Annotated in this window: 22 protein-coding genes, 1 tRNA gene and 1 riboswitch; of the genes, 18 read left to right on the top strand and 5 right to left on the bottom strand. The window is 72.1% G+C overall.

Translation table 11 applies throughout. The features are described 5' to 3' along the window. Positions 1-111: 111 nt before the first annotated feature. The 15 genes from ACZ4A5_RS13825 (at position 112) to ACZ4A5_RS13755 (ending at position 18,367) form a co-directional block, all read left to right on the top strand. A complete protein-coding gene (locus ACZ4A5_RS13825; RefSeq protein WP_467582448.1) occupies positions 112-2,211 on the top strand; it encodes an N-6 DNA methylase in 2,100 nt (699 codons plus the stop codon). A gap of 90 nt (positions 2,212-2,301) precedes the next feature. Beyond that, positions 2,302-3,003, top strand: coding sequence for a hypothetical protein (locus tag ACZ4A5_RS13820; protein ID WP_467582311.1), 702 nt, complete (start codon positions 2,302-2,304; stop codon positions 3,001-3,003). Continuing rightward, on the top strand, positions 3,000-4,550 hold the full coding sequence (locus tag ACZ4A5_RS13815; RefSeq protein WP_467582309.1) for a protein kinase domain-containing protein: 1,551 nt from the start codon (positions 3,000-3,002) through the stop codon (positions 4,548-4,550). The genes ACZ4A5_RS13820 and ACZ4A5_RS13815 overlap by 4 nt, the downstream gene beginning before the upstream one ends. 125 nt (positions 4,551-4,675) lie before the next feature. Beyond that, positions 4,676-5,290, top strand: a complete 615-nt coding sequence (locus ACZ4A5_RS13810) for a SurA N-terminal domain-containing protein (protein WP_467582307.1) — start codon at positions 4,676-4,678, stop codon at positions 5,288-5,290. 538 nt (positions 5,291-5,828) lie between these two features. Further along, positions 5,829-6,791: a nucleoside triphosphate pyrophosphohydrolase gene (locus ACZ4A5_RS13805; RefSeq protein WP_467582305.1), complete on the top strand. Its 963-nt coding sequence runs from the start codon at positions 5,829-5,831 to the stop codon at positions 6,789-6,791. A gap of 78 nt (positions 6,792-6,869) precedes the next feature. After that, positions 6,870-7,301, top strand: a complete 432-nt coding sequence (locus ACZ4A5_RS13800) for a DUF6479 family protein (protein WP_467582303.1) — start codon at positions 6,870-6,872, stop codon at positions 7,299-7,301. A gap of 173 nt (positions 7,302-7,474) precedes the next feature. After that, positions 7,475-8,773, top strand: a complete 1,299-nt coding sequence (locus ACZ4A5_RS13795) for a cytochrome P450 family protein (protein ID WP_467582301.1) — start codon at positions 7,475-7,477, stop codon at positions 8,771-8,773. Positions 8,774-8,937: 164 nt separating this feature from the next. Continuing rightward, positions 8,938-9,966 (top strand): LysM peptidoglycan-binding domain-containing protein, encoded by a 1,029-nt coding sequence (locus tag ACZ4A5_RS13790; RefSeq protein WP_467582299.1) that lies wholly within the window; start codon positions 8,938-8,940, stop codon positions 9,964-9,966. Between the two features lie 260 nt (positions 9,967-10,226). Beyond that, a riboswitch (cyclic di-AMP (ydaO/yuaA leader) is annotated at positions 10,227-10,408 on the top strand. Between the two features lie 3 nt (positions 10,409-10,411). Then, complete coding sequence (locus tag ACZ4A5_RS13785) at positions 10,412-11,155, top strand: transglycosylase family protein (RefSeq protein WP_467582297.1); 744 nt, start codon at positions 10,412-10,414, stop codon at positions 11,153-11,155. 456 nt (positions 11,156-11,611) lie between these two features. Continuing rightward, positions 11,612-12,892 carry a phosphopyruvate hydratase gene (eno, locus tag ACZ4A5_RS13780; RefSeq protein WP_398870185.1) on the top strand — a complete coding sequence of 427 codons (1,281 nt, stop codon included), beginning with the start codon at positions 11,612-11,614 and terminating at the stop codon, positions 12,890-12,892. A 133-nt stretch (positions 12,893-13,025) separates the two neighbouring features. Continuing rightward, positions 13,026-13,499: an FtsB family cell division protein gene (locus ACZ4A5_RS13775; RefSeq protein WP_467582295.1), complete on the top strand. Its 474-nt coding sequence runs from the start codon at positions 13,026-13,028 to the stop codon at positions 13,497-13,499. 80 nt (positions 13,500-13,579) lie between these two features. Beyond that, a complete protein-coding gene (locus tag ACZ4A5_RS13770; protein WP_467582293.1) occupies positions 13,580-14,110 on the top strand; it encodes a DUF501 domain-containing protein in 531 nt (176 codons plus the stop codon). Further along, complete coding sequence (locus ACZ4A5_RS13765; RefSeq protein ID WP_467582291.1) at positions 14,107-15,048, top strand: Ppx/GppA phosphatase family protein; 942 nt, start codon at positions 14,107-14,109, stop codon at positions 15,046-15,048. Before ACZ4A5_RS13770 ends, ACZ4A5_RS13765 begins: the two co-directional genes overlap by 4 nt. 422 nt (positions 15,049-15,470) lie before the next feature. Beyond that, positions 15,471-16,859 (top strand): NAD(P)/FAD-dependent oxidoreductase, encoded by a 1,389-nt coding sequence (locus tag ACZ4A5_RS13760; RefSeq protein ID WP_467582289.1) that lies wholly within the window; start codon positions 15,471-15,473, stop codon positions 16,857-16,859. A gap of 194 nt (positions 16,860-17,053) precedes the next feature. Continuing rightward, on the top strand, positions 17,054-18,367 hold the full coding sequence (locus ACZ4A5_RS13755; protein WP_467582287.1) for a class I SAM-dependent methyltransferase: 1,314 nt from the start codon (positions 17,054-17,056) through the stop codon (positions 18,365-18,367). Positions 18,368-18,617: 250 nt separating this feature from the next. On the opposite strand, the gene ACZ4A5_RS13750 is transcribed toward ACZ4A5_RS13755, so the two are convergent. Then, complete coding sequence (locus tag ACZ4A5_RS13750; protein ID WP_467582285.1) at positions 18,618-21,149, bottom strand: ABC transporter permease; 2,532 nt, start codon at positions 21,147-21,149, stop codon at positions 18,618-18,620. A gap of 85 nt (positions 21,150-21,234) precedes the next feature. Beyond that, the gene (locus ACZ4A5_RS13745) at positions 21,235-22,023 is read right to left on the bottom strand and encodes an ABC transporter ATP-binding protein (RefSeq protein WP_467582284.1); all 789 of its coding nucleotides are present in this window, start codon (positions 22,021-22,023) and stop codon (positions 21,235-21,237) included. A 401-nt stretch (positions 22,024-22,424) separates the two neighbouring features. Here ACZ4A5_RS13745 and ACZ4A5_RS13740 point away from each other — a divergent pair. Beyond that, a tRNA-Leu gene (locus ACZ4A5_RS13740) sits at positions 22,425-22,507 on the top strand. A 167-nt stretch (positions 22,508-22,674) separates the two neighbouring features. Continuing rightward, complete coding sequence (locus ACZ4A5_RS13735; protein ID WP_467582283.1) at positions 22,675-23,520, top strand: Bax inhibitor-1/YccA family protein; 846 nt, start codon at positions 22,675-22,677, stop codon at positions 23,518-23,520. Positions 23,521-23,654: 134 nt separating this feature from the next. Here the strand turns inward: ACZ4A5_RS13735 and ACZ4A5_RS13730 are convergent, their stop codons facing one another. Beyond that, entirely contained in the window at positions 23,655-23,885 is a 231-nt protein-coding gene (locus ACZ4A5_RS13730; protein ID WP_361525495.1) for a DUF4287 domain-containing protein, read from the bottom strand. Between the two features lie 98 nt (positions 23,886-23,983). Here ACZ4A5_RS13730 and ACZ4A5_RS13725 point away from each other — a divergent pair, with 98 nt between their 5' ends. Continuing rightward, positions 23,984-24,322 carry a hypothetical protein gene (locus ACZ4A5_RS13725; RefSeq protein WP_467582281.1) on the top strand — a complete coding sequence of 113 codons (339 nt, stop codon included), beginning with the start codon at positions 23,984-23,986 and terminating at the stop codon, positions 24,320-24,322. Positions 24,323-24,334: 12 nt separating this feature from the next. On the opposite strand, the gene ACZ4A5_RS13720 is transcribed toward ACZ4A5_RS13725, so the two are convergent. Next, complete coding sequence (locus ACZ4A5_RS13720; protein ID WP_467582279.1) at positions 24,335-25,183, bottom strand: hypothetical protein; 849 nt, start codon at positions 25,181-25,183, stop codon at positions 24,335-24,337. 327 nt (positions 25,184-25,510) lie between these two features. After that, positions 25,511-26,731, bottom strand: a complete 1,221-nt coding sequence (locus tag ACZ4A5_RS13715; RefSeq protein WP_467582277.1) for an acetyl-CoA C-acetyltransferase — start codon at positions 26,729-26,731, stop codon at positions 25,511-25,513. Positions 26,732-26,819 lie beyond the last annotated feature (88 nt).

Raw genomic sequence — 26,819 nt, 5'->3', positions numbered from 1 at the left:
GCTGTGAACCGAGTCAACAAGATTCACATTGATGGGTCGGTTCACGACTGTGAAGGGGGTCCGTCCGGGGTCGCGGGTATGCTCGACGCCACAGCGAATGGCTCGCAGACGATGGGGAGGAGCCCGGTGCCGGACAGCGCAGCCGAGGTGACCGCGGCCGGAATCGCCCGGCTGGCCGGAGTGGGCCGGGCGGCGGTCAGCAACTGGCGGCGCCGCCACGCCGACTTCCCGCAGCCCGTCGGCGGCACCGAGACCAGCCCCGCCTTCGCCCTCGCCGAGGTCGAGAACTGGCTGCGCCGCCAGGGCAAGCTCGCCGAGGTCTCCCCGGACGAGCGGACCTGGCAGCAGCTCACCGGCCACCCCGCCGGAGCGGCCACCGCCCTCCGGCACGCGGGCGCCGTCCTCCTCCTCGTCCGCGACCGGCCCACCACCTGGCTCGGACTGGCCGCTCTCGGTGACGCCGCGCTGGCCGAGGAACTGCCCGCCGCGCTGGACGCCGTGCTCACCGCCCGGCTGGGCGAGGACCACCCCGTCGCCCTGCCCACCGCCGCCGAACTGGCCGTCTCCACCGCCCTCGTACGCGGCGCCGCCGAACTCGCCGCGCAGCGCGGCGCCGGCGGCGTCTACGAGTTCCTGCTCGGCCGTCACCTCGACGCCAACCCCCGGCAGTACACCCTCACCCCGCAGGGCCCGGCCGAGCTGATGGCCGCCCTCGCTCTGGGCGCCGGCCACCAGGGGCGGAGCGGCACCGTCCTCGACCCGGCCTGCGGCACCGGCGGCCTGCTGCACGCGGCGGCCGACGCCTTCGGGGCCACGGCCGTCCACGGCCAGGAGCTCGACCCCGACCTCGCCGCGCTCACCGCGCTCCGCCTCGCCCTGCACACCGACGCTCCCGTGCGCGTCCACGCCGGCGACAGCCTGCGCGCCGACGCCTTCACCGGGACCGCCGCCGACGCCGTCCTGTGCCACCCGCCCTTCAACGAGCGCAACTGGGGCCACGAGGAACTGGCCTACGACCCCCGCTGGGAGTACGGCTTCCCCGCCCGCACCGAGTCCGAGCTCGCCTGGGTCCAGCACGCCCTCGCCCGGCTGCGCGACGGCGGCACCGCCGTCCTGCTGATGCCCCCGGCCGCCGCCTCCCGCCGCTCCGGCCGCCGCATCCGCGCCGACCTGCTGCGCCGCGGCGCCCTCCGCGCCGTCGTCGCCCTGCCCGCGGGTGCCGCCCCGCCCTACGGCATCCCCCTGCACCTGTGGGTGCTGCGCCGCCCCGACGCCCGGCAGTCGCCCGCCCCGCACGTCCTGCTCGTCGACACCGCGGGCGCCGCGCCCGCGCCCGCCGCCGCAGCGGGCCGCGACAAACTGCCCTGGCAGGCGGTGCGGAGCGCCGTGCTCGACGCCTGGGCGGACTTCGACCGCGACGGCACCCTCCCCGAACAGCCCGGCCGCTGCCGCTCCCTGCCCGTCATCGACCTCCTCGACGACGACGTGGACCTCGCCCCCGCCCGCCACCTCCCGCCGCCCGCGCCCGGCGGCGGCACCGCCGAACTCGCCGACGTCCACGACCGGCTCACCCTCGCCCTGCGCCGCACCGCCGAACTCGCCCCCGGCCGGCCCGCCGACCCCGCCGGCCCGGCCCGCTGGCCCACCACCACCGTCGGCGAACTCGCCCGCGCCGGAGCCCTGGTGCTGCGCGCGGGCGGCCCCGGCACCGCGCCCGGCCCCGGCGAGGCGGCCCCGCCCGTCCTCACCGACCACGACGTGAAATACGGAGGCGCACCCTCCGGCACGCTCCCCGAGGGCCCGGCCGAGGAGCCCGTCCTCCTCCGGCGCGACGACGTCGTCGTGCCCGTACTCGGCGACGTCACCGCCGCCCGCGTCGTCGACGAGGCCACCGCCGGGGCCGCCCTCGGGCGCGGGCTGTTCCTACTGCGCCCCGACCCGGCCGCCCTCGACCCCTGGTTCCTCGCCGGATTCCTGCGCGGCACCGCGGGCCGCCGCCAGGCCAGCAGCTACGCCTCCACCGCCACCCGCCTCGACGTCCGCCGCCTCCAGGTGCCCCGCATGCCCCCGGCGGACCAGGTCCGCTACGGCGAGCGCTTCCGCGCGGTCGCCGCCTTCGAAGAGGCCCTGCGCCAGGCCGAACGGCTCGGCGAGCACCTCGTCCAGGGGCTCTACGACGGGCTGGCGGACGGCACCGTCCGGCCGGAGTGATCTGTTACACCGTCCGATCCGTACAACTGGGGTGCCCTCGCCGGAGTCGTAGATAGGCTCAGGTACAACCAGGACCCCAGGAGCAGAGCAATGAACGGCCCAGGCCCCACGCCGCCTCGGCGCCCCAGCAGGGCGACAGCGATCACCATCCGGGTGGTCGTCGTCGTGCTCACCGTGTGCACCGTGGGAGTCCTGTGCTGGGTCCCGGTGCTCCGGCTGGCCATCATGCGCCGACGGGCCCAGGACTGGGCGCTGTTCTGGGCCGTGCTGGCAGCGTCCGTCGGGCTGTTCTCGCTGATGCGCAAGTCGCTGTCCGGCACCGGCTGGGACAGCGTCGGGCTGGCCGGGCTGATGCTCCTCGCCGCCGCCACGCTCACCCTCTACATCCGCGCCGACGTCAGGATCCAGCGGGAAGCGGGCGCCGGGCCGGTCGGCCACGGGCACTCCCAGCAGCCCTACGCCCCCTACGTCCACCAGCAGCTGACGCGGCCTCAGTACGTGATGCCTCCTCAGCCGGTGGCCGCCCCGCGGAACATGGACGAACCGCGCTACGCCGCTCCCCAGCCCCCGCCCCCGCCCCGCCCCCGGCACGCGCGCCCGCGGCCCACGCCCGAGTCGGCGCAGGCCGCGACCGTGGACCAGGCGCCCCCGGTGCCCCGGCGGCCCGGCCCGCCGCAGCCCCCGCCGCGGCCGTACCGGCCCCAGCGCATCGACCAGGTGCGCGCCGAGCTGGACGAACTCAGCGATCTGCTCCGCAGGGAGCCCCGGGACCGCAGGGAGCGCGAGCGGTGAACGGCCGGGTCATCGCCGGACGCTACGAACTGTCCACCGTCATCGGCCAGGGCGGCATGGGCCAGGTCTGGACCGCCTACGACCGCCGCCTCGACCGCCGCGTCGCCGTGAAGCTGCTGCGCCCCGACCGGATGGCCGGGACCGAGGGCGCCGACGAGATGCGCCGCCGCTTCGTCCGCGAGTGCCGCGTCACCGCGCAGGTCGACCACCGCGGTCTCGTCACCGTCCACGACGCGGGCAGCGACGGCGAGGAGCTCTATCTCGTCATGCAGTACGCCCCGGGCGCCGACCTCGCCGACCACCTCGCCGAGCACGACCCCTATCCCTGGCAGTGGGCCGTCTCGGTGGCCGCGCAGCTGTGCTCGGTGCTCTCCGCCGTGCACGCCGTGCCCATCGTCCACCGCGACCTCAAGCCCCGGAACGTCATGGTCCGCCCGGACGGCTCCGTGCTCGTCCTCGACCTCGGCGTCGCGGCCGTGCTGGACACCGACACCACCCGCCTGACCCGCACCGGCTCACCCATCGGCAGCCCCGCCTACATGGCCCCCGAACAGGCCATGGGCGGCGCGGTCGGCCCGTACACCGACCTCTACGCGCTGGGCGTGCTGCTGCACGAACTCCTCAGCGGGGAGGTGCCGTTCGCCGGGTCCACCGCCCTCGGCGTGCTGCACCGCCACCTCTACGAACCGCCCGTACCCGTGCGCAGGCTCCGCCCCGAGGTGCCGCAGGCGCTCGAAGACCTCGTCCTGCGGCTGCTCGCGAAGGACCCGCTGCACCGGCTCGCCGACGCCCAGGAGGTCTACCGCGCCCTCGCCCCGCTGCTGCCCGTGCCGGGCGCGGCCGTCGGCCCGCCGTCCGGGCCGATGGACCCCACCCGCCCCTTCCTCCTGCCGCACGCGCCCTGGCCCGAGCGGGCCCCCGCCGCCTTCGCCCCCGCGCGGCCCGCCGCGACCGCGCTCGCCGGCCCGCCGCCCCCGGCCGCCGGCGGGCCCGACGTCGCCGAGGCCGTGGAAGAGGTCAAGCGCCTGCTCGACCAGGGCGGCATCACCCAGGCCGTCGACCTCCTCGGCGCGATCCTCCCGGCCGCCGCGGCGGAGCACGGCGAGCGCTCCACGGTCGTGCGGACCCTGCGCAAGCAGTACGCGGCCACCTTGATGGACGACGGTCAGTACCGCCGCGCCCTGCCCGAACTGCGGCTGCTCGCCCAGGAGTACGCCCAGGACAGCGGCCCGCAGGCAGACCGGCAGGTGCTGCGCTTCCAGTACGAGGCCGCCCAGTGCCTGGAACAACTCGGCGAGGCCGTCGCCGCCCTGACGGAGTACCGCGCGCTGCTCCCGCTCTTCGAGAACCACCCCGACGACCCCGCCACCCCGCTGGAGATCCGCCGCCGGACAGGCCATCTGCTGCTGTCCCTCGGCGACCGGCAGGCCGCGCACGACACGCTCGCCGCCCTCCTCCACGACGCGGAACGGCTGCACGGACCGCACCACCCGCTGCCCGCCGAGATCCGGCACACCCTCCGGTGGCTGGGCCAGGTGAGGGCCTGAAGCGGCGGCCGAACACCTCAACCACCCGCGAATCGTTGGTCGTACGGGTGGCCCGGATCACAGGGACTCCTTACCATCGATCACCACCAGGTCCAGGTACCGAACGATCTCTGCCGGGAGGCTCCATGATCCGCCGAAGGACCGCGCTCTCCGTCTCCGTCGTCGCCCTCCTCGCCGCGGCCCCCGCCCTCACCGCCTGCGGCTCCGCCCCGCACCCGGGCGCCGCGGCCGTCGTCGGCAAGGACCGGATCACCGTCACCCAGCTCCAGAGCCAGGTCTCGGACGTACGCGACGCGCAGCGGTCCTCCCCGCAGGGGCAGCAGCTCACGGCCAACAGCGCCCGGCTCGGCCAGGACACCCTCATCCGGCTCATCCAGTACCGCATCGTCGCGCGCGCCGGCGCCGACAACGGCATCGACGTGAGCCGCCGCGAGCTCCAGGAACAGCGCGCGGCCGTCGAGCGCGCGAACGGCGGTGCCGACGCGGTACGCAGCCGCTTCCTGACCCTCGGCATCGCCCCCGACCAGATCGACCAGGCCCTGACGATGGACCTCACGCGCGCGAAACTCGACGCGAAGTTCGGGACGGCGCGCACGAACGACATCCTCATGCGGACGTCCGACGCGATGCGGGTCGATGTCAACCCGCGCTACGGCGTCTGGGACGCGAAGCGGGGGACGGCGCAGCCGCTGCAGGAACCGTGGCTGAAGCCGCAGCCGCAGGCTGTTCCTCCGGCGTAGTTCTCCGCGGGTTGTGTGTGGTTTCGGTTCGGGTGGCCTCAATCGCCGGCCGGGCTTGGGTGTGTGGTGGGTGCCGGGGGTGGGTCTTCCGGGCTGAGGACCTGGAACGCGGTGCGCTGCGGGTCTCCCGCATTGAGTGCCCCGGATTCGCACCGCGTTCCAGAACCCCACCCTCCAGCCCCACCCCCTCCCACAGGAGGGCACCTGCGGGTTTCGGGGCGCGCCTGTCTTTTCTTTTCAGCCCGTCCGGCGCTTGAGGACGCGGCCGCAGGCCGCTCCCGCCGCAGGCGGCAACGGACCGGCAGCCGGGGGTCTGGGGCACGTGCGCCCCAGTTTCGGGAAGGGGCGGGGTGGGGAAAAAGCGCTGCAGGCCAACCGACCCGCAGCCGGGGGCCTGGGGCAGCGCCCCCCCACGCGGCGGAGCCGCACATCAGATGCAGCCGGGAAGGGGCGGGGCTGGGGGAAGAAGCCCGCCGCAGGCGGCAACGGCGCCCCGGCCCCGAAGAACCGCACCCAGCGGAAAGCGTACGCTCGACCCGTGAACGACTCCGGCCGCATCATCCTGCTCACGACCAGCCACCGCGTAGCCCCCGGCCTCCTCTCCTGGCCCGCCTGGGAAGCCCTGCGCCAAGCCGGTCGCGTGCTCTGCGCCGACCCCGCCCACCCCCAGCTCCCGTACCTCAGGGAGGCCGGCGTCGACGTGGAGCACGCCACCGCCACCGCCCGCGAGCTCGTGGACCACTGCGTGGCGGGCGGCGGCCGGGACGTCGTCGTCCTCACCACCGCCGAGGGCGACTCCGCGCTCACCGACGGCCTGGCCCGGCTCGCCGGCTCGGGGCGCGAGGACATGCCGGCGCTGGAGCTGCTGCCCGGCGCGTACGACCTGCCCGGCGCCCGCCTCCTCGACCTCGTGCAGGTCATGGACCGGATCCGCGCGGCCTGCCCGTGGACCGGCATCCGCACCCACGAGGACCTCGCGAAGTACGGGCTGGAGGAGATGTACGAGCTCCTGGAGGCCATCGAGACCGGCGACCGGGAAGCGCTGCGCGAGGAGCTCGGCGACGTACTGCTCCAGGTCGTCTTCCACGCCCGGATCGCCCAGGACGACCCCGACGAGCCGTTCTCCGTCGACGACGTGGCGGGCACGATCGTCGACAAGCTCATCCACCGCCACCCGCACGTCTTCGGCGAGGAGAGCGCTGAGACCCCGGAGGACGTCAAGGCGCACTGGCTGCGGACGAAGGCGGACGAGAAGCGCCGCGACTCGGTCACCGAGGGCGTCCCGCTGGGGCAGCCCGCCCTCGCCCTCGCCGCGAAGCTGGCCTCCCGGGTCCGTACGGAGGGCATCGACGTCGCCCTCCCGGCCGGCGAAGGCGTCGGCTACGAACTGCTGGCCCTGGCGGCCCGGGCCGAAGCGGACGGTGTGGACCCGGAGACGGCGCTGCGCGCGGCGGCCCGCACCTACCGCGACGCGATCCGCGCGGCGGAGCGCGCGGGGTAGCGCCGGGCCCGGCGGTGTGAAACACCCGTTCGGCCTAGATGTCGACTTGTCCTGGGGGTCGGGGGGTACCCGAGTTCCATGCGTATCGAGTACACCGACCTCGCCGCCCCCGACTGGCTCGGGGGCATCGTCCAGTTCATCGTCGGCATCTGCGTCGTCGCGCTGCTGATCCTGGCGGTCGTCTACGGCTTCCGGAAGCGCGACAAGGAGCCGCCCCCGCCGTCCCAGCCCCAGCGGCGCCAGGGTGCCTGGCAGACCCGCCAGGAATACGACACGGGCCCGGAGTCGCCCGATCACGGTCCGGGGCACAACGACGAGAACGGTGTGATCGGGTACGTCACCGAGCACCGTGAATCCGACGAGCTCCACCCCGAGGCGGAGGGGGAGCGCGTCCTCCCGCACGAGGTCAGGAACCCCGGCAGCCACCCGGAGGAACTCACCGAGGAGCGCAAGAAGTGGAACCCGGGCGGCAGCGGTGGCTTCGGCAGCGGCGGGGGCGGCCACACGTAGGCCCCGCCGGGCGGGCCGGGACCGGTGGGCCGAGCCTGGCCCCGGGCCCGTCCTTCCGGCCTCCCGGCCGCTGCCGGGAGGGTGACCCGGGCGGGCTTCGATGCCCGTCGGCGTCGGCCGGATCCAGCGCGCCCGGTGGGTGAGGACACCGCCGCGCGGCGGTGGCGCACGCGATGCCACCCGCGCACCGGCCGCCCCGGCCCCAGGTAGCGTCAGTGGACGTGCACGACATCACCCCCGCCACCGTCCCCCCGCTCTTCACCTGGGAATTCGCCGCCGACCCGTACCCCACGTACGCCTGGCTCCGCGAGAACGCCCCCGTCCACCGCACCGCGCTCCCCAGCGGCGTGGACGCCTGGCTGGTGACCCGCTACGCCGACGCCCGGCAGGCGCTCGCCGACCAGCGGCTGTCGAAGAACCCCGTGCACCACAGCGAGTCCGCGCACGGCAAGGGGAAGGTCGGCATCCCGGGCGAGCGCAGCGCCAATCTGATGACGCACCTGCTCAACATCGACCCGCCGGACCACACCCGGCTGCGCAGGCTCGTGTCCAAGGCGTTCACGCCGGGGCGCGTCGCCGAGTTCGCGCCGCGCGTCCAGGAGCTGACCGACGGGCTCATCGACGACTTCTGCGCGCGGGGGAGCGCCGACCTCATCCACGAGTTCGCCTTCCCCCTCCCCATCTATGCCATCTGCGACCTGCTCGGCGTGCCGGCCGAGGACCAGGACGACTTCCGCGACTGGGCGGGCATGATGATCCGCCACGGCGGCGGCCCGCGCGGCGGCGTCGCCCGCGCGGTGAAGAAGATGCGCACCTATCTCGCGGAACTGATCCACCGAAAGCGGGAGAACCCCGGCGAGGATCTGATTTCCGGTCTTATCCGGGCAAGCGACCACGGCGAGCACCTCACCGAGAACGAGGCCGCGGCGATGGCCTTCATCTTGCTTTTCGCCGGTTTCGAAACAACTGTGAACCTGATCGGTAACGGTCTGCACGCCCTCCTGCGCAATCCCGGGCAGCGCGAGCGGCTCCAACTGGCGCTCGCCGAAGGGGACGAGAGCCTGCTCGCGACGGGCGTGGAGGAACTGCTGCGGTACGACGGCCCGGTGGAGCTCGCCACCTGGCGGTTCGCCAAGCAGGAGCTGGTGATCGGCGGTCAGCGCATCGCCGAGGGGGACCCCGTGCTCGTGGTCCTCGCGGCCGCCGACCGGGACCCGGAGCGCTTCACGGAGCCCGACACCCTCGACCTCTCCCGGGCCGACAACCAGCACCTCGGATACGGGCACGGCATCCACTACTGCCTGGGGGCCCCGCTGGCCCGGCTGGAGGGCAGGACCGCGCTCGCGACGCTGCTGCGCCGCCTCCCTGACCTGCGGCTTTCTGTCGATCCGGAGGAATTGCGGTGGCGCGGCGGGCTCATCATGCGCGGACTGCGCACCCTGCCGGTCGAGTTCGGGGCGCACGCCGGATGACCCTGCGTCAACTGACGTGACCACCGCGTGACCTGCGCTACACCGGCTTGTGACTGATGGGGCCGGTGGCTATGTTCGACCACCATATTCGCCGTCACACGAGAGGCCATCACATGCGCTCCGGGAACGGTCGACATCGTCGCCCCCGTCAGGTACCCGCCGTCGTGGTCGCAGCGGGGGTGACGGGGTCGGCCCTCGCCATGCCGCTGCTCGCGGCCACCGGCGCCAGTGCCGCCGACGCCCCCACGTGGGACCGCGTCGCCCAGTGCGAGAGCGGCGGGACGTGGAGCACCAACTCCGGCAACGGCTCCTACGGCGGGCTGCAGATGACCCAGGAGCTGTGGGAGCGGTACGGCGGCCGCGCGTACGCCCCGCGCCCCGACCTCGCCAGCCGTCAGCAGCAGATCGCCGTCGCCGAGGAGGTGCTGAACGCCGGCGCGAGCACCTGGCAGGCGTGCGGCTCCGCCGCCGGCCTCACCAAGGACGGCAAGGCCCCCGAAGTGACGCCCGGCAGCACCAAGGCGCCGACGAACGACGCACCCGCGCCTCGTGCACCGGAGCGCACTCCCTCCGCACCCGCGACGGGCGGCTCCGCGCCGTCGGACTCCACCGCTTCCCCGGCTGCCCCGGCCTCACCGTCCGCAAACCCGGACGCGAAGCCTTCCTCCGGGACCCCTTCGCCCTCCGCGAGCGACAAGGGCGGCAAGCCCGAGAGCGGCAAGCACCGCAAGGACCCGGGCAGCCCGACGACGGGACCGACGGCCGGGCCCACGGGCGACCCCACCGAAATCCCCACGTCGGGCGCGCCGTCCACGCCGAAGCCGGCCGACCCGTCCACCGGCACGCCGGGATCCGCGGACTCCGCGTCCCCGCACGCGCCGTCCACCGGCGGCCCGGCGGAAGGCTCCGGTCCGGACTCCGGTCCGGCTTCCGGTTCGGGCCCGGGCAAGCACCGTGCCGAGCCGCCGCGTTCGGACGACGAGGGCCGCGCCTCGCGCGGCGGGGACGACGCCCGTACGGACAGGCCGGCCGCCGGGGATTACACGGTGCGGCCGGGTGACAACCTGTCAGTCATCGCGGAGGCCCACTCCGTTCACGGTGGATGGCAAACGCTGTACCAGCGGAACGAGAAAGTTGTCGGTTCCGATCCCGATTTGATACTTCCTGGTCAGCGGCTTGAGGTCGGCAAATAGACCGATAGTTCGGGGGGAATGTCCGTTCCAGTCGAAAGTGAGACATGGGTCTCGTTGAACTTCCGCGGAACGGCCCCCTCCAAAACTTGACACACCCGCTCCCACCTGCGGAAATGTCAGGTTTCTATGGGTAACAAGAGGCAACTGTGGCTGGAAAGAGGGGTTTGAACCCGTCGGCCCGGAGTGCTTACCGTCATGACCGCTCGCCAAAGCGAGCACCACGGTCGCCACGCCGAATCCTGCCGGCGACCGGCGGAGTCGTCGCGCAAGCGCCGTAGGCAGGAGCGGGGGAACCAAGGTAGGCGCCGGAACGAATCCACCGGTCGGTGACCGGAGGGTCCGGGACGGCTTGGGGTGAAGCCGAGTGTGCTCGCACACGAGGCCGGGCGAACTCACAGCCCGAACCCGACAGCTCACCTCGTAGGCGTCGGTGAGGAAACGACTCATGTCCAAGGGCAAGCACCGTCGTCCGTCCAAGGCCGTCCGCATCGTCACGCTCGCCGGTGTCACCGGCGCCGCGGTCGCGGCCCCGCTGATGATCGCGACCTCCGCGAACGCCGCCTCCGTCTCCACCTGGGACAAGGTCGCCCAGTGCGAGTCCGGCGGTAACTGGTCCATCAACACCGGCAACGGCTACTACGGCGGCCTGCAGTTCTCGCAGTCCTCCTGGAACGCCGCCGGCGGCCAGAGCTACGCCGACCGAGCCGACCACGCCAGCAAGTCCCAGCAGATCGCCGTCGCCGAGAAGCTCCTCGCCATGCAGGGCCCGGGCGCCTGGGGCTGCGCCGTGTCCGGCATGACCCCCGGTGGCTCGGGTGCCGGCGCGGACACCTCCGGCTCGGAGAAGGCCGACCGCGGCACCTCCACGAAGTCGCACGCCGACCGCAGCGAGCGCCAGGCCGCGCCGAAGAAGACCACCCCGAAGCACGCCGCTCCGCAGGCGCAGAGCTCCGACGAGGACGAGTCCGAGGCCGCCCCGGCCCCGAAGCAGACCGCGCCGAAGCACGCCGCCCCGAAGCCCGTGCAGAAGGGTGACGGCGAGTACGAGGTCAAGGAAGGCGACACCCTCGGCAAGATCGCCGACGCCAACAAGGTCAAGGGCGGCTGGGAGAAGCTCTACGACCTGAACAAGGACGTCGTCGCCAACGCCGATCTGATCTTCCCGGGCCAGCAGCTGCATCTCAGCTGATCCGGTGGGTGCGGCGGTTCTCACCGCCGCACCCGATCGCTCACCGCGACACCGCCCCGCTCCGCCGCGAACCCCGAGCCGCGTTGGAGCGGGGCTTCGCCGTTCGCTCCCGGGGCTGGGGGCAAGCCCCCAGCCCCCTGCAACACGGCTTCGCCGCGTTGTCCTCAAGCGCCGGACGGGCCGAATGGCGCACTCAGATCAGCCAGAACCAGCCCGTCCGGCGCTTGAGGACGCGGCCGCAGGCCGCTCCCGCCGCAGGCGGCAACGGACCGCACCCAGAAGACCAGAAGCGAGCCGCAGGCTTCACCGTTCAGCGAAACATTGCCGCCATTCGCCCCGCGATCACCGCGTTTGTGCCATTTTTCGGCGCATGAGGCGTCCCGACGGCAGAGCGACCCCCCGCCGCCCGTTAGGCTCGTGCTCGCAGAACTCCAGACACACACGAAGGAGACCCTCGTGCCGTCCATCGACGTCGTCGTAGCTCGCGAGATCCTCGACTCGCGAGGCAACCCCACGGTCGAGGTCGAGGTCGGCCTCGACGACGGCTCCACGGGCCGTGCCGCCGTGCCGTCCGGTGCCTCGACCGGTGCCTTCGAGGCCATCGAGCTCCGTGACGGTGACAAGAACCGTTACCTCGGCAAGGGCGTCGAGAAGGCCGTGCTGGCCGTCATCGAGCAGATCGGCCCGGAGCTCGTCGGCTATGACGCCACCGAGCAGCGCCTGATCGACCAGGCGATGTTCGACCTGGACGCCACCGACAACAAGGGCTCGCTCGGCGCCAACGCCATCCTCGGCGTCTCCCTCGCCGTCGCGCACGCCGCGTCCGAGGCATCCGACCTGCCGCTCTTCCGCTACCTGGGCGGCCCGAACGCGCACCTGCTGCCCGTTCCGATGATGAACATCCTCAACGGTGGGTCGCACGCCGACTCCAACGTGGACATCCAGGAGTTCATGATCGCCCCGATCGGCGCGGAGTCCTTCTCCGAGGCCCTGCGCTGGGGCGCCGAGGTCTACCACACCCTCAAGGCCGTGCTGAAGGCCAAGGGCCTGTCCACCGGCCTCGGCGACGAGGGCGGCTTCGCCCCGAACCTGGGCTCCAACCGCGAGGCCCTCGACCTCATCCTCGAGGCCGTCAAGCAGGCCGGTTACACCCCCGGCCAGGACATCGCGCTCGCGCTGGACGTCGCCGCCTCCGAGTTCTACAAGGACGGCTCGTACCACTTCGAGGGCAAGTCCCGCTCGGCCTCCGAGATGACGGACTACTACGCCGAGCTCGTCGCCGCGTACCCGCTGGTCTCCATCGAGGACCCGCTGTTCGAGGACGACTGGGACGGCTGGAAGACCCTCACCGAGCGCCTCGGCGACAAGGTGCAGATCGTCGGCGACGACCTGTTCGTCACCAACCCCGAGCGCCTCGGCCGCGGCATCGAGGAGGGCGCCGCCAACGCCCTGCTGGTCAAGGTCAACCAGATCGGTTCGCTGACCGAGACCCTCGACGCCGTCGAGCTGGCCCAGCGCAACGGCTTCAAGTGCATGATGTCGCACCGCTCCGGCGAGACCGAGGACGTCACCATCGCCGACCTCGCCGTCGCCACCAACTGCGGCCAGATCAAGACCGGCGCCCCGGCCCGCTCCGAGCGCGTCGCGAAGTACAACCAGCTGCTGCGCATCGAGGAGATCCTCGACGACGCCGCGGTCTACGCCGGCCGCAGCGCCTTCCCGCGCTTCAAGGGCTGACACCCGCCGGGGGACGGAAACGAAACCCCCGGGCGATATCCACAGCCTCACCACGTCCCCGGCCACGGTCCCGTACCGTGGCCGGGGACGTACGTTCGCAGGCGAGGCTGTCGAGGGACCACGGGGAGGCGAAGTGGCGGGCGACCGGTTCTCGACCGCGGCCAGACTCAAGGCGCTGGTGCGGGGCCCGCGGGCCCGGGTCTACCGCGCGCGGACCCGCCGCCGGGGCAGGCTCACCGGGCGCGCGGCGCTGCTGGCGCTCGTCGTCTGCTCCCTGGTCGTCGCCCTCGCCTACCCCATGCGCCAATGGGTCACCCAGCGCTCGGACATCGCCGGTCAGCGGCAGCGCACCGAGCAGGCCCGCAAGCAGGTGCAGCGGCTGCTGGACGAGAAGGCCCGCCTGGAGGACCCGGCGTATGTCGAGCAGCAGGCCCGCGAGCACCTGCACTACCTCCGCCCCGGCGAGACCGGCTACAGCGTGGTCGACGGCAGCGGCGCCGCCCGCCGCCCAAAGGACCAAGGCGCCGCCGACCGCCCCTGGTACAGCAATCTCTGGGACGGCGTGGACCAGGCCGACGCCTCGGACGCCCCGGGCGCCGGCCGCTGACCGTACCCCCGGCCCCCCGGGCACCCCCCCCGCACCGAGCTTCACCGAGACCTCCGTCGAGACCGAGTACGAGCGAGCACATGGACACCCCTCCTCCGAAGACCGAGCCCACCGAGCCCACCGACGCGGACATCGCGGCGTTCAAGGAGCAGCTGGGCCGCCCGCCGCGCGGGCTGCGCGCCATCGCCCACCGCTGCCCGTGCGGCAACCCCGACGTCGTCGAGACCCAGCCGCGGCTGGAGGACGGCACGCCCTTCCCGACGCTCTTCTATCTGACCTGCCCGCGCGCGGCCTCCGCGATCGGCACGCTGGAGGCGGACGGCGTCATGAAGGAGATGACGGAGCGTCTGAAGACCGACCCGGAGCTCGCCGCGGCCTATGAGAAGGCGCACGAGGACTACCTCACGCGCCGTGACGCGATCGAGGTCCTGGAGGGCTTCCCCAGCGCGGGCGGCATGCCGGACCGCGTCAAGTGCCTGCACGTGCTCGTGGGCCACTCGCTGGCCGCCGGCCCGGGCGTCAACCCGCTGGGCGACGAGGCGATCGCCATGCTGCCCGAGTGGTGGGCCAAGGGCCCGTGCGTCAACCCGTGCGGAGGCGAGGAGAAGTGACCCGCGTAGCCGCTGTCGACTGCGGCACGAACTCCATCCGGCTGCTCGTCGCCGACCTCGACCCGGCGACCGGTGAGCTCACCGAGCTGGACCGGCGGATGCGGATCGTCCGGCTCGGCCAGGGCGTGGACCGCACGGGCCGGCTGGCGGACGAGGCGCTGGAGCGCACGTTCGCCGCGTGCCGGGAGTACGCGGAGGTGATCCGCGATCTGAAGGCCGAGCGGACCCGCTTCGTGGCGACCTCCGCGTCCCGTGACGCGGAGAACCGCGAGGAGTTCGTGCGCGGGATCGTGGCGATCCTGGGCGTGGAGCCCGAGGTGATCAGCGGTGACCAGGAGGCGGAGTTCTCCTTCACCGGCGCGACCAGGGAGCTCACCGGCCGCGACGACCTGGACAAGCCGTTCCTGGTCGTGGACATCGGCGGCGGCTCCACGGAGTTCGTCGTCGGCGACGGCCACGTCCGGGCGGCGCGCAGCGTGGACGTCGGCTGCGTCCGGATGACCGAGCGTCACCTCGCGGCGGACGGCGTGGTCGTCGACCCCCCGTCGGCCGCCGGGCTCGCCGCGATGCGGGCCGACATCGACGCGGCGCTGGACCTCGCGGAGGAGTCGGTGCCGCTGCGCGAGGCGCGCACCCTCGTCGGCCTGGCCGGCTCGGTCACCACGGTCGCGGCCATCGCGCTGGGGCTGACGGAGTACGACTCGGCGGCGATCCACCACGCGCGGATCCCCCTGGAGAAGGTCCGGGAGATCACGGACATGCTGCTGGCGTCGACGCACGAGCGGCGCGCGGCGATCCCGGTGATCCACCCGGGCCGCGTCGACGTGATCGCGGCGGGCGCGCTGGTGCTCCGCAGCGTGATGGAGCGGGCGGGCGCCGAGGAGGTCGTGGTGAGCGAGCACGACATCCTGGACGGCATTGCCTGGAGCATCGCCTAGAGAGGTCGCCGAAGGGTCGCGCAGGGGCTCCTGAGGGCCCCTGCGGGGCCTTTCGAAGCCTCCGCGGAAGCCCCTCCGGAGGAAAGTTCGTGAAATCCTTCACATGAAAAAACGGGGCGTCGGGCAAGCCGGAGCGCCGTTGTGCCCCGTTTGGGTCGTTCCAAACGTTCGGCAGCCGGATACCGGGCGGTATCTGTCGAGTTAAAGAGACGCTTATGCGAGCCGCCGTACGGCAGTGGTCTACCCCTCGACAGAGCCGCAAGGCCAGTTCAGCGGGGGTCTTCAACGCGCGTGTCCACACCGTGGTTCCCTCTGGGCGCTATGGCATGGGTCACGGGGGCGGCGGAGTGTAGCAGACCCCTCCCCACTCCTTGTGAAGGGGCTCACGAGCACCCCCGTCCGGAGTGCTGGATACTCGAAACATGAGCACCACGGAGCGTCCACGGATCCTCGTAGTAGGCGGTGGGTACGTCGGCCTGTACGCGGCGCGCCGCATCCTTAAGAAGATGCGGTACGGCGAGGCGACCGTCACGGTCGTCGACCCGCGCTCGTACATGACGTACCAGCCCTTCCTCCCCGAAGCAGCTGCCGGCAGTATCTCCCCCCGCCACGTCGTGGTGCCGCTGCGACGCGTGCTCCCCAAGGCGGAGGTCCTCACCGGCCGCGTCACGACCATCGACCAGGACCGCAAGGTAGCCACGATCGCGCCGCTCGTCGGCGAGGCGTACGAGCTGCCCTTCGACTACCTGGTCGTCGCGCTCGGCGCCGTCTCCCGTACCTTCCCGATCCCCGGCCTCGCCGAGAACGGCATCGGCATGAAGGGCATCGAGGAGGCCATCGGCCTGCGCAACCACGTCCTCGAGCAGCTCGACAAGGCCGACTCGACCACCGACGAGGAGATCCGCCGCAAGGCGCTCACCTTCGTCTTCATCGGCGGCGGCTTCGCCGGCGCGGAGACGGTCGGCGAGGTCGAGGACATGGCCCGCGACGCCGCGAAGTACTACCCGAACGTCAAGCGCGAGGACATGCGCTTCGTTCTGGTCGACGCCGCCGACAAGATCCTCCCCGAGGTCGGCCCGAAGCTCGGCGCCTACGGCAAGCAGCACCTCGAGAGCCGCGGCGTGGAGATCCACCTCTCCACCTCGATGGACTCCTGCGTCGACGGCCACGTCGTGCTGAAGAACGGCCTCGAGGTCGACTCCAACACGATCGTGTGGACCGCGGGCGTCAAGCCCAACCCGGCGCTGGCCCGCTTCGGCCTGCCGCTCGGTCCGCGCGGCCACGTCGACACCTCCGAGACCCTCCAGGTCCAGGGCACCGACTACATCTGGGCCGCGGGCGACAACGCCCAGGTCCCGGACATGGTCGGCCGCAAGGCGGGCAACGAGAACGCCTGGTGCCCGCCGAACGCCCAGCACGCGCTGCGCCAGGCCAAGGTCCTCGGCGACAACGTGGTCTCGGGCATGCGGGGCTTCCCGCAGAAGACGTACGAGCACGCCAACAAGGGTGCGGTGGCGGGTCTCGGCCTCCACAAGGGCGTCGCGATGATCGTCATGGGCAAGATGAAGATCAAGCTCAAGGGTCGTCTCGCCTGGTACATGCACCGTGGTTACCACGGCATGGCCATGCCGACCTTCAACCGCAAGATCCGCGTCTTCGCGGACTGGACCCTGGGCATGTTCCTCAAGCGCGAGGTCGTCTCGCTCGGTGCCATGGAGAACCCCCGCGAGGAGTTCTACGAGGCCGCCAAGCCCGCCCCGCAGCTCAAGAAGGACGCTCCGGCCGACAGCACGAAGGCCAAGGCTTCCTGACCTCGGGTCACCGCCGCGCGCGCCGCGGTCAATACGCCGAAGGGCGTCCACCAATCCGTGGGGTGGACGCCCTTCGGCGTATCCGGTGACACAGTGCCGTTCTAATCTGACGGAACGGGACTACCGGCCCTGCTCTTGATGTTTAGGTGTCAGTTGAACGTTTCTCCTGACCTTGCATCATGGAGGTGTGCGACATGGCCGACGCCGCTCGACGGCTCACCACGCTCGTGGAAGACGTACTGGGAGCACCGCTCCCCGTCCGGATCCGCGCCTGGGACCGCAGCGAGTACGGCCCGCCGGGCACCCCCGCCCTTGTCATCCGCCACCGCCGCGCCCTGCGCCGACTGCTCTGGAAGCCCGGCGAGCTGGGCCTGGCCCGCGCCTGGGTCGCGGGTGAGATCGACGTCGAGGGCGATCTCTACGAGGCGCTCGACCTGCTCGCCGGCACGCTCTGGGAGCGCGGCGAGGACTCCGGCCGCAAGAGCGGCCCGGCCGCCCTGCTGACCGCCGTGCGCGACCCGCGCCTGCGGGCCGCGGCCGCCACGCTGGCCAAGCTCGGCGGCCCCGGCCTCCCGCCCCGCCCGCCGCGCGAGGAGGCCCCGAGGACCGGCGGCCGCCTGCACACCCCGCGCCGCGACAAAGAGGCCATCAGTCACCACTACGACGTGGGCAACGCCTTCTACGAGAAGGTCCTCGGCCCCTCCATGGTCTACTCCTGCGCCTACTGGGAGAGCCCGGAGGGCACTCTCGAGGACGCCCAGCGGGCCAAGCTCGACCTGGTCTGCCGCAAGCTCGATCTCCAGCCCGGACAGCGGCTGCTGGACGTCGGCTGCGGCTGGGGCTCGATGGTGCTGCACGCGGCCCGGGAGTACGGCGTCAGCGCGGTCGGCATCACCCTCTCCGAGGAGCAGGCCGCGTACGGCCGCAAGCGCGTCGCCGAGGCCGGGCTCGCGGACCGCGTCGAGATCCGGGTGCAGGACTACCGCGAGATCGCCGACGGCCCCTTCGACGCCATCTCCTCCATCGGCATGGCCGAGCACGTCGGCTCCGTGCGCTACGCGGAGTACGCCGCCGACGTCCACGCCCTCATCAAGCCGGGCGGCCGGCTGCTCAACCACCAGATCGCGCGCCGCCCGCTGAGGGACGAAGAGGGCTACGAGACGGACGAGTTCATAGACCGCTATGTCTTCCCCGACGGCGAGCTGGCCCCGGTGGGCCGGACCGTCGCGCAGCTGGAGGAGGCCGGCTTCGAGGTGCGCGACGTGGAGGCGATCCGCGAGCACTACGCGCTGACGCTGCGTCAGTGGGTGCGGAACCTGGAGGCCCACTGGGACGAGGCGGTGCGCCTGACCTCGCCGGGCCGGGCGCGGGTCTGGCGTCTCTACATGGCGGCCTCCGCCCTCTCCTTCGAGCGCAACCGCATCGGGGTGAACCAGGTCCTGGCCGTCCGCACGCCGGAGTCGGGAGCGTCCGGCATGCCGCTGCGCGCGCGGGACTGGCGTCGGTAGGCCCGTAACCGGTAGGCCCGTGACCGGTCTCCTGGAAACGCCCGACGGGCCGGGTTTTGGGTTGGTGTGGCCGCGGAGAAGGCCCTCGGGGGGTTTTTTTGGGGGGGCGGAAACACCCCCCCCTTCGCGCCAACAAAAGAGTCCGCCCCCCCCCCCCCCCCCCCCCCCCCCCCCCCCCCCCCCCCTCCTCTCCCCCCCCCCCCCCCCCCCCCCCCCCCCCCCGTCGGGGTCTTTCGGGGGCCGCCCGGAACTACTCCGCCTTGATGGCCGAGAGCATGTTCAGCCGCGCCGCCCGCCGCGCGGGCCAGAGCGCCGCCAGGACGCCGACCAGCGCCGCCATCAGCAGGAAGACGGTCATCCGGCCCCAGGGCAGGACCATCTCGTAGGTGCCGAGGCTCTTGCCGATCAGCTCACCGGCCGCCCAGCCGAAGAACACGCCGAGGCCGATGCCGAGCACGCCGCCGAAGAGCGAGATGACCAGCGACTCCAGCCGGACCATGCGCTTGATGCCCTTGCGGTCCAGGCCGATGGCGCGCAGCATGCCGATCTCCTGCGACCGCTCGAAGACGGACATCGCGAGGGTGTTGACGACGCCGAGGACGGCGACGATCACGGCCATGGCGAGCAGCCCGTAGAGCATGTTGAGCAGCAGGCTTATGGCCTTGGCGATCTCGTTGGAGATGTCCTTCTTGTCCTGGATCTGGATGGCCGGGTTGTCGCCGAGGGCCGTGCGCAGGGAGTCCTTGGCCGACTCGCTCGCGCCGGCCTTCGTCTTGACCATGACCTGCTGGTCGTTGACGACGCTCTGGTGCGGGGCGAGGGTCTTGGTGTCGACCATGATGCCGCGCATCAGCTCGTTGCCCTTGTAGACGCCCGAGACGGTGAGCTTGCCCCGCTTGCCGTCCTCGAAGGTGGCGTCGACCGTGGAGCCGAGCTTCCAGCCGTGGGACGTGGCGGTGCTCTCGTCGACGACCGCCTTGCCGGCGGTGAGGCCGTCGAAGGAACCGGCGGTGAAGTCGAGCCGGGTGAGCTCCTCGATGCTCTTGCCGTCGACGCCGGTCAGCTGCTCGTGGTCGCCGTCGATCCGGGAGGCGGACATCCGCAGCGGGCTGCTGGCGGTGACGCCGGGGGCGGTCGCGAGCTTCTTGGCGACCTCGGGGGAGAGCGGGGTGTGGGAGGCCATGGAGACGACGTAGTCGGCCTTGATGGCGGAGGTGGCCATCTTGTCGATGGCCTGCTGGACGCTGCCCGCGATGACCGTCAGGCCGGTGATCAGGGTGAGGCCGATCATCAGCGCGGAGGCGGTCGCGGCGGTGCGGCGCGGGTTGCGGACCGCGTTCTGCCGGGCGAGCTTGCCGGAGATGCCGAAGAGGCGCAGGACGGGCGCCGCGGCGGCGATCAGCGGGCGGGAGAGCAGCGGGGTGAGCACGAAGACGCCGATGAGCAGCAGGCCCGCGCCGAGGCCCATGACGGCCTTGCCGTCGCTCATGCCGGTGGAGGCGAGGACGGCGGCGATGCCCGCGCCGGACAGCAGCGCGCCGATGGTGTTGCGCACGACCAGGGAGCGGGTGGTGGCGACGGCGTGCACGCTGTTCATCGCGGCGACCGGCGGGATCTTCGCGGCGCGGCGGCCGGGCAGCCAGGCGGCGAGCATGGTCACGACGATGCCGACGACCAGGGAGGTGACGACCGTGCCGGGGGAGATGACGAGCGGGCCGTCGGGGACGGTGGCCCCGGCGCCGTTCATCAGGGAGCGCAGGCCCGCGCCGATGCCGATGCCCGCGAGCAGGCCGGTGACGGCGGCGACCGCGCCGACGAGGAACGCCTCGATGAGCACCGAGCGGGTGACCTGGCCGCGGCTGGCGCCGACGGCGCGCATCAGGGCCAGTTCCTTGGTGCGCTGGGCGACCAGCATGGTGAAGGTGTTGGCGATGATGAAGATGCCGACGAAGAGCGAGATGCCGGCGAAGGCCAGCATGCCGGTCTTCATGCCGCTCATGCCCTGGGCGATCACCTTCGCCTGGTCGTCGGCGAGCTGCCGGCCGGTGGCGGCCTCGGCGTCCTTCGGCAGGACCTTGCCGAGGGCGTCCTTCAGGGCGTTCTGCGAGGTGCCGGGGGCTGCCTTGACGTCGATCTCGCTGAACTCGCCGGGCTGGGCGTAGAGCTTCTGCGCGGTGGCGGTGTCGAAGAGGGCGAGGCTGCCGCCCGCGGAGACGTTGCCGTCGTCGGTGGTGAAGACGCCGGTGAGCTTCTTCTCCAGGACCGGGCCGTCGACCGAGAGGCGGACGGTGTCGCCGACCTTGTAGCCGCCGCGGTCGGCGGTCTTGGCGTCGAGGACGAGCTCGTTCGCGTTCCGCGGGGCGCGGCCGTCCTTCAGGGGGTAGCGGGGGTCCTTGCCGTCGGCGCCGGGGTAGTAGTTGGCGCCGGCGGAGTTGAAGCCCTCGCCGACGAGCTTGCCGTGCTTGTCGGCCACCGCGGCGAAGCCGGTGACGGTGCCGGTCGCGGAGGCGGCGCCGGGCACCTTGCCCGCCTGGTCGAGCAGGTGCTGGGTGAGCTTGGGGGCCTCACCGGGGTTGCTCCTGTCGCGGTCCGCCGTGTGGGGCTGGATCGCGACGTCGACGTGGTCGAAGCCCTTCTGGGAGCTCTTCTGGAAGGCGTCCGAGATGGTGTTGGTGAAGACCAGGGTGCCGGAGACGAAGGCCACGCCGAGCAGCACGGCGAGTACGGTCATCAGCAGCCTGGCCTTGTGCGCGAGCACATTGCGCAAGGCGGTACGGAACATGGTCAGTCAGTCCTGTGGGGAAGCCCCTCGCCACCGTGGGGCGGGCCGGGGGAAGCTGGGGTGGGCCGGAGCGGGAGCGGGGCGCTCAGCTCGTACGGCCCTTGGCGTCGAAGCGCTTCATGCGGTCGAGGACGGTGTCGGCGGTCGGGCCGTACAGCTCGTCGACGATGCGGCCGTCCGCGAGGAAGACGACGCGGTCGGCGTAGGAGGCGGCGACGGGGTCGTGGGTGACCATGACGACGGTCTGGCCGAGCTCGCGGACGGAGTTGCGCAGGAAGCCGAGGACCTCGGCGCCGGAGCGGGAGTCGAGGTTTCCGGTCGGCTCGTCGGCGAACATGATCTCGGGCTTGCCGGCCAGCGCGCGGGCCACGGCGACGCGCTGCTGCTGGCCGCCTGAGAGCTGGTTGGGCCGGTGCTTCAGGCGCCCGGAGAGGCCGACGGTGTCGACGACCATGTCCAGCCACTTCTGGTCGGGCTTGCGGCCGGCGATGTCCATGGGGAGCGTGATGTTCTCCAGGGCGGTCAGGGTCGGCAGCAGGTTGAACGCCTGGAAGATGAAGCCGATCTTGTCGCGCCGGAGTCGGGTGAGCTTCTTGTCGCCCAGCGAGGTCAGCTCGGTGTCACCGATGCGGGCGGAGCCGCGGGAGACGGTGTCGAGGCCGGCCATGCAGTGCATCAGCGTGGACTTGCCGGAGCCGGAGGGGCCCATGATCGCGGTGAACTCGGCCTGGCGGAACTCCACGGAGACCGAGTCCAGCGCGACCACCTGGGTCTCGCCGTGGCCGTAGACCTTGGTGAGATCCGTGGCGTGGGCCGCCACCGCGGTGGGGCGGGCGGCGGTCTGGACGCCGAGGGGGGAGCTGGAGGGTCGCACGGTGGAGCGCTCCGATCGGGACGGGGTGCGGGGGACTTATCCCATCGTCCGATGCGGATCGGCCCCGGGGATCAGCCCCAGCTCCCGTTCCCGGGACAGACCACGGAGGTATCCGGGAGCGGCCGTCTCCTCCTTGGGTATGACGAGGACCCTGGCCGGACGGCGGCGAGATTGCGACAATTCCGGTCGATGCCGGGGGTGCGGCACGGAGCAGGGGGTATCGGCCCGTGGCATGTGCCTTTGACGTGGTTCTTGCGCTGATGCTCCCTCAGTTGCCAATAAAATAAGACAACCTCGGGTCCTCGTTCCGCTGTTTGGGGGGCGCTCCCGGGCTAGGCTCATCCTGCTCTCCTTGTACAGAGAGGCTCGCGCGCCTACCCGCTCGCACGCCCGAGAGCCCTGCCCGGATGGTGGAATGCAGACACGGCGAGCTTAAACCTCGCTGGCCCTTCGGGCCGTGCCGGTTCAAGTCCGGCTCCGGGCACTCTTCTGCTTCATGGCGCCCACTCTCCGTAGGGAACCGACTGCCCCCGGTTCTCGTTCTCCTCCTGTGGCAGGGGAGAAAAGATCGTCCCCCGGTACGAGCTCATTCCTTTGCCTACCCATTACCCTGGTTCGCAAGGCCGCGCACGGTGGCCATGGAGGAGTGAGATGAGGAGCAGCAACCCGGTCTTCTCGCGAGGGTTCCGCGACAACAACGGCTACGCGGGCTTCACCGCCGGGCCGCAGGCCGGGACCGCGGCCCAGGGCAGCCCCTACGCGAGCAACCCCTACGCGCAGCCCACCAACCCCTACGCCCAGGGCGGCCCGGACCTCCGGCAGGGCGCCCCCGCGCAGCCCGGCCGGATGACGATGGACGACGTCGTCATGCGCACGGGCATGACGCTCGGCCTGGTCATCCTCGGCGCCGCCTTCGGCTGGGCCACCGACCTGTCGCCGGTGATCGGCTTCGGCGCCGCCATCGTCGCCGCGGTGCTCGCCATCGTCCAGACGTTCAAGGCCAAGCCCTCCCCGGCGCTCATCCTGGGCTACGCCCTCTTCGAGGGTGTCTTCCTCGGCGTCGTCAGCAAGGCGTACAACAATTACGCGGACGGCGCCGCGGTGCAGGCGGTGCTGGGCACGCTGGCGGTCGCCGTCGGCACGCTCATCGCCTACAAGTCCGGTCTGATCCGGGTCAACAACCGCTTCTACCGCGTGGTGACGGCCGCGGCCATCGGCTTCTTCCTGCTGACGATGGTCAACCTGCTCTTCGCCGCCTTCGGCGGCGGTGACGGCCTCGGCCTGCGCAGCGGCGCGCTCGGCATCGGCGTCGGTGTCATCGGCGTGCTGCTCGGCGCGGCCTATCTCGCGATGAACTTCAAGGAGATCGAGGACGGCGTGCAGTACGGCGCCCCTCGCAGCGCCTCCTGGACGGCCGCCTTCGGTCTGACCATGTCGCTGGTGTGGATCTATCTGGAGATGCTGCGCCTGGTCTCCATCCTCCAGGGCGACGACTGACCCCACGGGGCCGGTCCGCGGTGACTGACGAAGGGCCCGGGATCCACCTGCCAGGTGGATCCCGGGCCCTTCGCCGTGGGTGCCCCGTTGCGCGCCGTGGTGTCGGTGGATGGGCCGGGCATTGCGTACGTCCGCTACCGCAGCTTGCGTGCCGCCCGCCGGAGGTCGTACTCGTGGACTATCGCTTTGGCGTGGCCGTAGGCGAGCTCGTGCTCTCCGCGCAGCCAGCTGACCTTCTCCTCGAAGCGGAGGAGAGAGGGGCCCTCGTCGACCGTGCGCAGCCAGTCGGCGACTTCGCGGCCGGTGCAGTGAGGGATTCGGGAGAGCAGATTCCGGTGGGTCTCGTCGGAGAAGACGTGGGACATCGGCGCCTCCGGACGCGTCGGATGATGGTCCTTCCTGTCACCGTGCCTGAGTGTTCAGTCATTGGCAACAGTCCGTCCACAGCGCATAGGCTCACGGCGTGGATGATGTGACGCCTCTTCTGGCCGCCGTGGACGGTTTCGCCGACCGGCTGCGTGCCCTGCCGCAGTCCCGTCTGAGCAGGGGAGCCGCCGCGGAAGCGCTGGCACTCGCTCGTGAGTTGGCGGCGTGGGCCCAGCGGATCGAGGAACCGGAGGCCGGCGAGCCGAGGGAGATGCCGGAAGCGGGCATGTTCGCGGTCGCCGACCAAGTGGCCGTCGCCGGTCACGATTTGGCCGAAGCGCTCACCGCGAACGGCGGGAAGCCGCTGCCCGAGGGGGTCGGGGCGGCCGAGGCGTCGGCACTGATCGAGGCGGCGGCCCAGCGCTGCGGGCTCTGATCCAGCCCTCGGCTACAGCGAGGCGATGACGCGGTCCGCCAGGACGTAGATCTTCTCCGTCGCGCAGCCGAACGTCAGGGTGTACGCGCCGGACACACCGGAGCCGCCCAGCAGCACGGGCGCGTCCCCGGCGCGGAGCGCGTCCGCGAGGCGCTCGGCGGTCTCGCGGTGGCCGGGGGTCATACAGATCGTGGTGCCGTCGGCGAAGACATAGACATCCAGGGTGCCGAGCGGGCCGGGGCGCACCTCGGTGAGCGGGACGCGGTCCTCCGCGAGCTCGCCGAGCCGCTCGACGGTGTTCTCGTGGTCGCCCACCAGCGGCATGGGCGAGAAGTCGGGGTGCGAGGGGTGGCGGCGGCGCGCGGCCGCCAGCTCCGGGGACTCGGCCGCCTCGGCCTCGGCCGCCGCGTCGAGCGGCTCCAGCCCGACGAAATCCGCCTGCCGGGGCAGATAGCCGCCGTACGGGCCCTCGGGGGCGAGCAGGTCGTCACCGAACCCGGGCAGCCCGCCCAGCAACGACGGGGCGTCGGCGGCGGTGCTGAGGTCCCGGCTCTCCTGGGCGGCCCAGAACGCACGGGCCTCGGCCAGCTCCCGCTCCCGCTCCTCTGCGAGGGCGTCGGCGACAGCCGCGCGTATCTCGGAGATCTCCGCCGCGGGCGCCGTGCGCGCCGCGGGCACCGGGGTGACCTCGCGCCGGTCCGGGCCGGCCGCCTCGCGCCGGTCCGCGCCGGCGGCGGCCGCGAGGTCGGCACGCAGGGCGCTGATCTGCCGGCGGAGGCCGCGCGTGCTGTACAGGGCGGCGGCTCCGGCGGCCGTCGCCGTGGCAGCGGCCAGCAGCAGGGCAAGGTTCATGGCGCTCACTGACGTACTCCCGGTTGCGATGGATCCCCCAGATTCCTACCTCAGGTTGACGCCCCGCGCCGTACGGCCCCAGTGCGAAACGTCATGAAACGGACGGGACTCAAGTCCTGGACGTTGTGCCTTCAACATCCCTGACCTGGGGAAACGAATCGCCCTTAGGACGCAGGTCACATCCTGGGGGCGATTCGGTCACGTTCACATACGGAATGGTGCGTGACTGTTCCTGATCAGCTCAGCCGCTCGTGTTTTCGGAGCGTCTTCGCTTCGCCTTCGCTGCGGGCAGGTGCCGCCCTCGTTCCTCGCGCGACCCCTACCCTCCGCTACGGCTCAGCTCAGCCGCTCGATGACCATCGCCATACCTTGCCCGCCACCGACGCACATCGTCTCCAGGCCGAACTGCTTGTCGTGCCACTGGAGCGAGTTGATGAGCGTGCCCGTGATGCGCGCGCCGGTCATGCCGAAGGGGTGGCCGACCGCGATCGCGCCGCCGTTGACGTTGACCTTGTCCAGGTCGGCGCCCAGCGCGCGGTAGGAGGGGATGACCTGGGCCGCGAACGCCTCGTTGATCTCGATCAGGTCGATGTCGCCGATGCCGAGCCCGGCCCGGCGCAGCGCCTGCTCGCTCGCCTCGACCGGGCCGAAGCCCATGATCTCGGGGGAGAGGGCGGAGACGCCGGTGGAGACGATCCGGGCGAGCGGGGTCAGGCCCAGCTCGCGCGCCTTGGTGTCGGACATGATCACCAGGGCGGCGGCGCCGTCGTTCAGCGGGCAGCAGTTGCCCGGCGTGATCAGGCCGTCCGGGCGGAAGGAGGGCTTGAGGCCCTGCACGCCCTCCAGCGTCACACCCGCGCGCGGGCCGTCGTCCGTGCTCACGACCGTGCCGTCGGGTGTGGTGACCGGGGTGATCTCACGCGCCCAGAAGCCCTTCTTGATGGCTTCCTCGGCGAGGTTCTGCGAGCGGACGCCGAACTCGTCCATCTCCTGGCGGGTGATCCCCTTCAGGCGGGCGAGGTTCTCCGCGGTCTGGCCCATCGCGATGTACGCGTCCGGCACCAGGCCGTCCTCGCGCGGGTCGTGCCACCCCTCCCCGCCCTGCTCGGCGCGGGCGGCCGTACGGGCCTCGGCCTCGGCGAAGAAGGGGTTGTGGCTGCCCGGCATGCCGTCGGAGGTGCCGTGCACGCTCCGCGAGACCGTCTCGACGCCCGCCGAGATGAAGACGTCGCCCTCGCCGGCCTTGATCGCGTGCAGTGCCATCCGCGAGGTCTGGAGCGAGGAGGAGCAGTAGCGGGTGATCGTGCAGCCGGGCAGGTGGTCCATGCCCATCTGCACGGCCACGATCCGGCCGAGGTTGTGCCCCTGCTCGCCGCCGGGCAGGCCGCAGCCGAGCATGAGGTCGTCGATGTCGCGCGGGTCGAGCTCGGGGACCTTCGCGAGAGCGGTCCCGATGATCGTCGCGGTCAGGTCGTCGGCCCGCATGTCCTTCAGCGAGCCCTTGAAGGCGCGACCGATCGGGGAGCGGGCGGTTGAGACGATCACGGCTTCGGGCATCACGGCTCCAGGGGGCGTGAGAGGGCTGGACTCTGATGGAAGTTACCCGCGCGTAGGGCCGGGGTCACGGGTGCTTCGCTGTGATGCG

The sequence above is a fragment of the Streptomyces sp. NPDC025618 genome, from assembly GCF_055558795.1.
The sequence above is the reverse complement of the archived record's forward strand: the minus strand, read 5'-3'. Positions and strand labels throughout refer to the sequence as shown.

Coding starts and splice junctions, on each gene's coding strand:
- ACZ4A5_RS13825 (WP_467582448.1), top strand. CDS start 112: ATGGGGAGGAGCCCGGTGCCGGACAGCGCAGCCGAGGTGACCGCGGCC.
- ACZ4A5_RS13750 (WP_467582285.1), bottom strand. CDS start 21,149: ATGTTCCGTACCGCCTTGCGCAATGTGCTCGCGCACAAGGCCAGGCTG.
- ACZ4A5_RS13800 (WP_467582303.1), top strand. CDS start 6,870: ATGCGTATCGAGTACACCGACCTCGCCGCCCCCGACTGGCTCGGGGGC.
- ACZ4A5_RS13770 (WP_467582293.1), top strand. CDS start 13,580: ATGGACACCCCTCCTCCGAAGACCGAGCCCACCGAGCCCACCGACGCG.
- ACZ4A5_RS13820 (WP_467582311.1), top strand. CDS start 2,302: ATGAACGGCCCAGGCCCCACGCCGCCTCGGCGCCCCAGCAGGGCGACA.
- ACZ4A5_RS13795 (WP_467582301.1), top strand. CDS start 7,475: ATGCCACCCGCGCACCGGCCGCCCCGGCCCCAGGTAGCGTCAGTGGAC.
- ACZ4A5_RS13715 (WP_467582277.1), bottom strand. CDS start 26,731: ATGCCCGAAGCCGTGATCGTCTCAACCGCCCGCTCCCCGATCGGTCGC.
- ACZ4A5_RS13730 (WP_361525495.1), bottom strand. CDS start 23,885: ATGTCCCACGTCTTCTCCGACGAGACCCACCGGAATCTGCTCTCCCGA.
- ACZ4A5_RS13760 (WP_467582289.1), top strand. CDS start 15,471: ATGAGCACCACGGAGCGTCCACGGATCCTCGTAGTAGGCGGTGGGTAC.
- ACZ4A5_RS13735 (WP_467582283.1), top strand. CDS start 22,675: ATGAGGAGCAGCAACCCGGTCTTCTCGCGAGGGTTCCGCGACAACAAC.
- ACZ4A5_RS13755 (WP_467582287.1), top strand. CDS start 17,054: ATGGCCGACGCCGCTCGACGGCTCACCACGCTCGTGGAAGACGTACTG.
- ACZ4A5_RS13785 (WP_467582297.1), top strand. CDS start 10,412: ATGTCCAAGGGCAAGCACCGTCGTCCGTCCAAGGCCGTCCGCATCGTC.
- ACZ4A5_RS13810 (WP_467582307.1), top strand. CDS start 4,676: ATGATCCGCCGAAGGACCGCGCTCTCCGTCTCCGTCGTCGCCCTCCTC.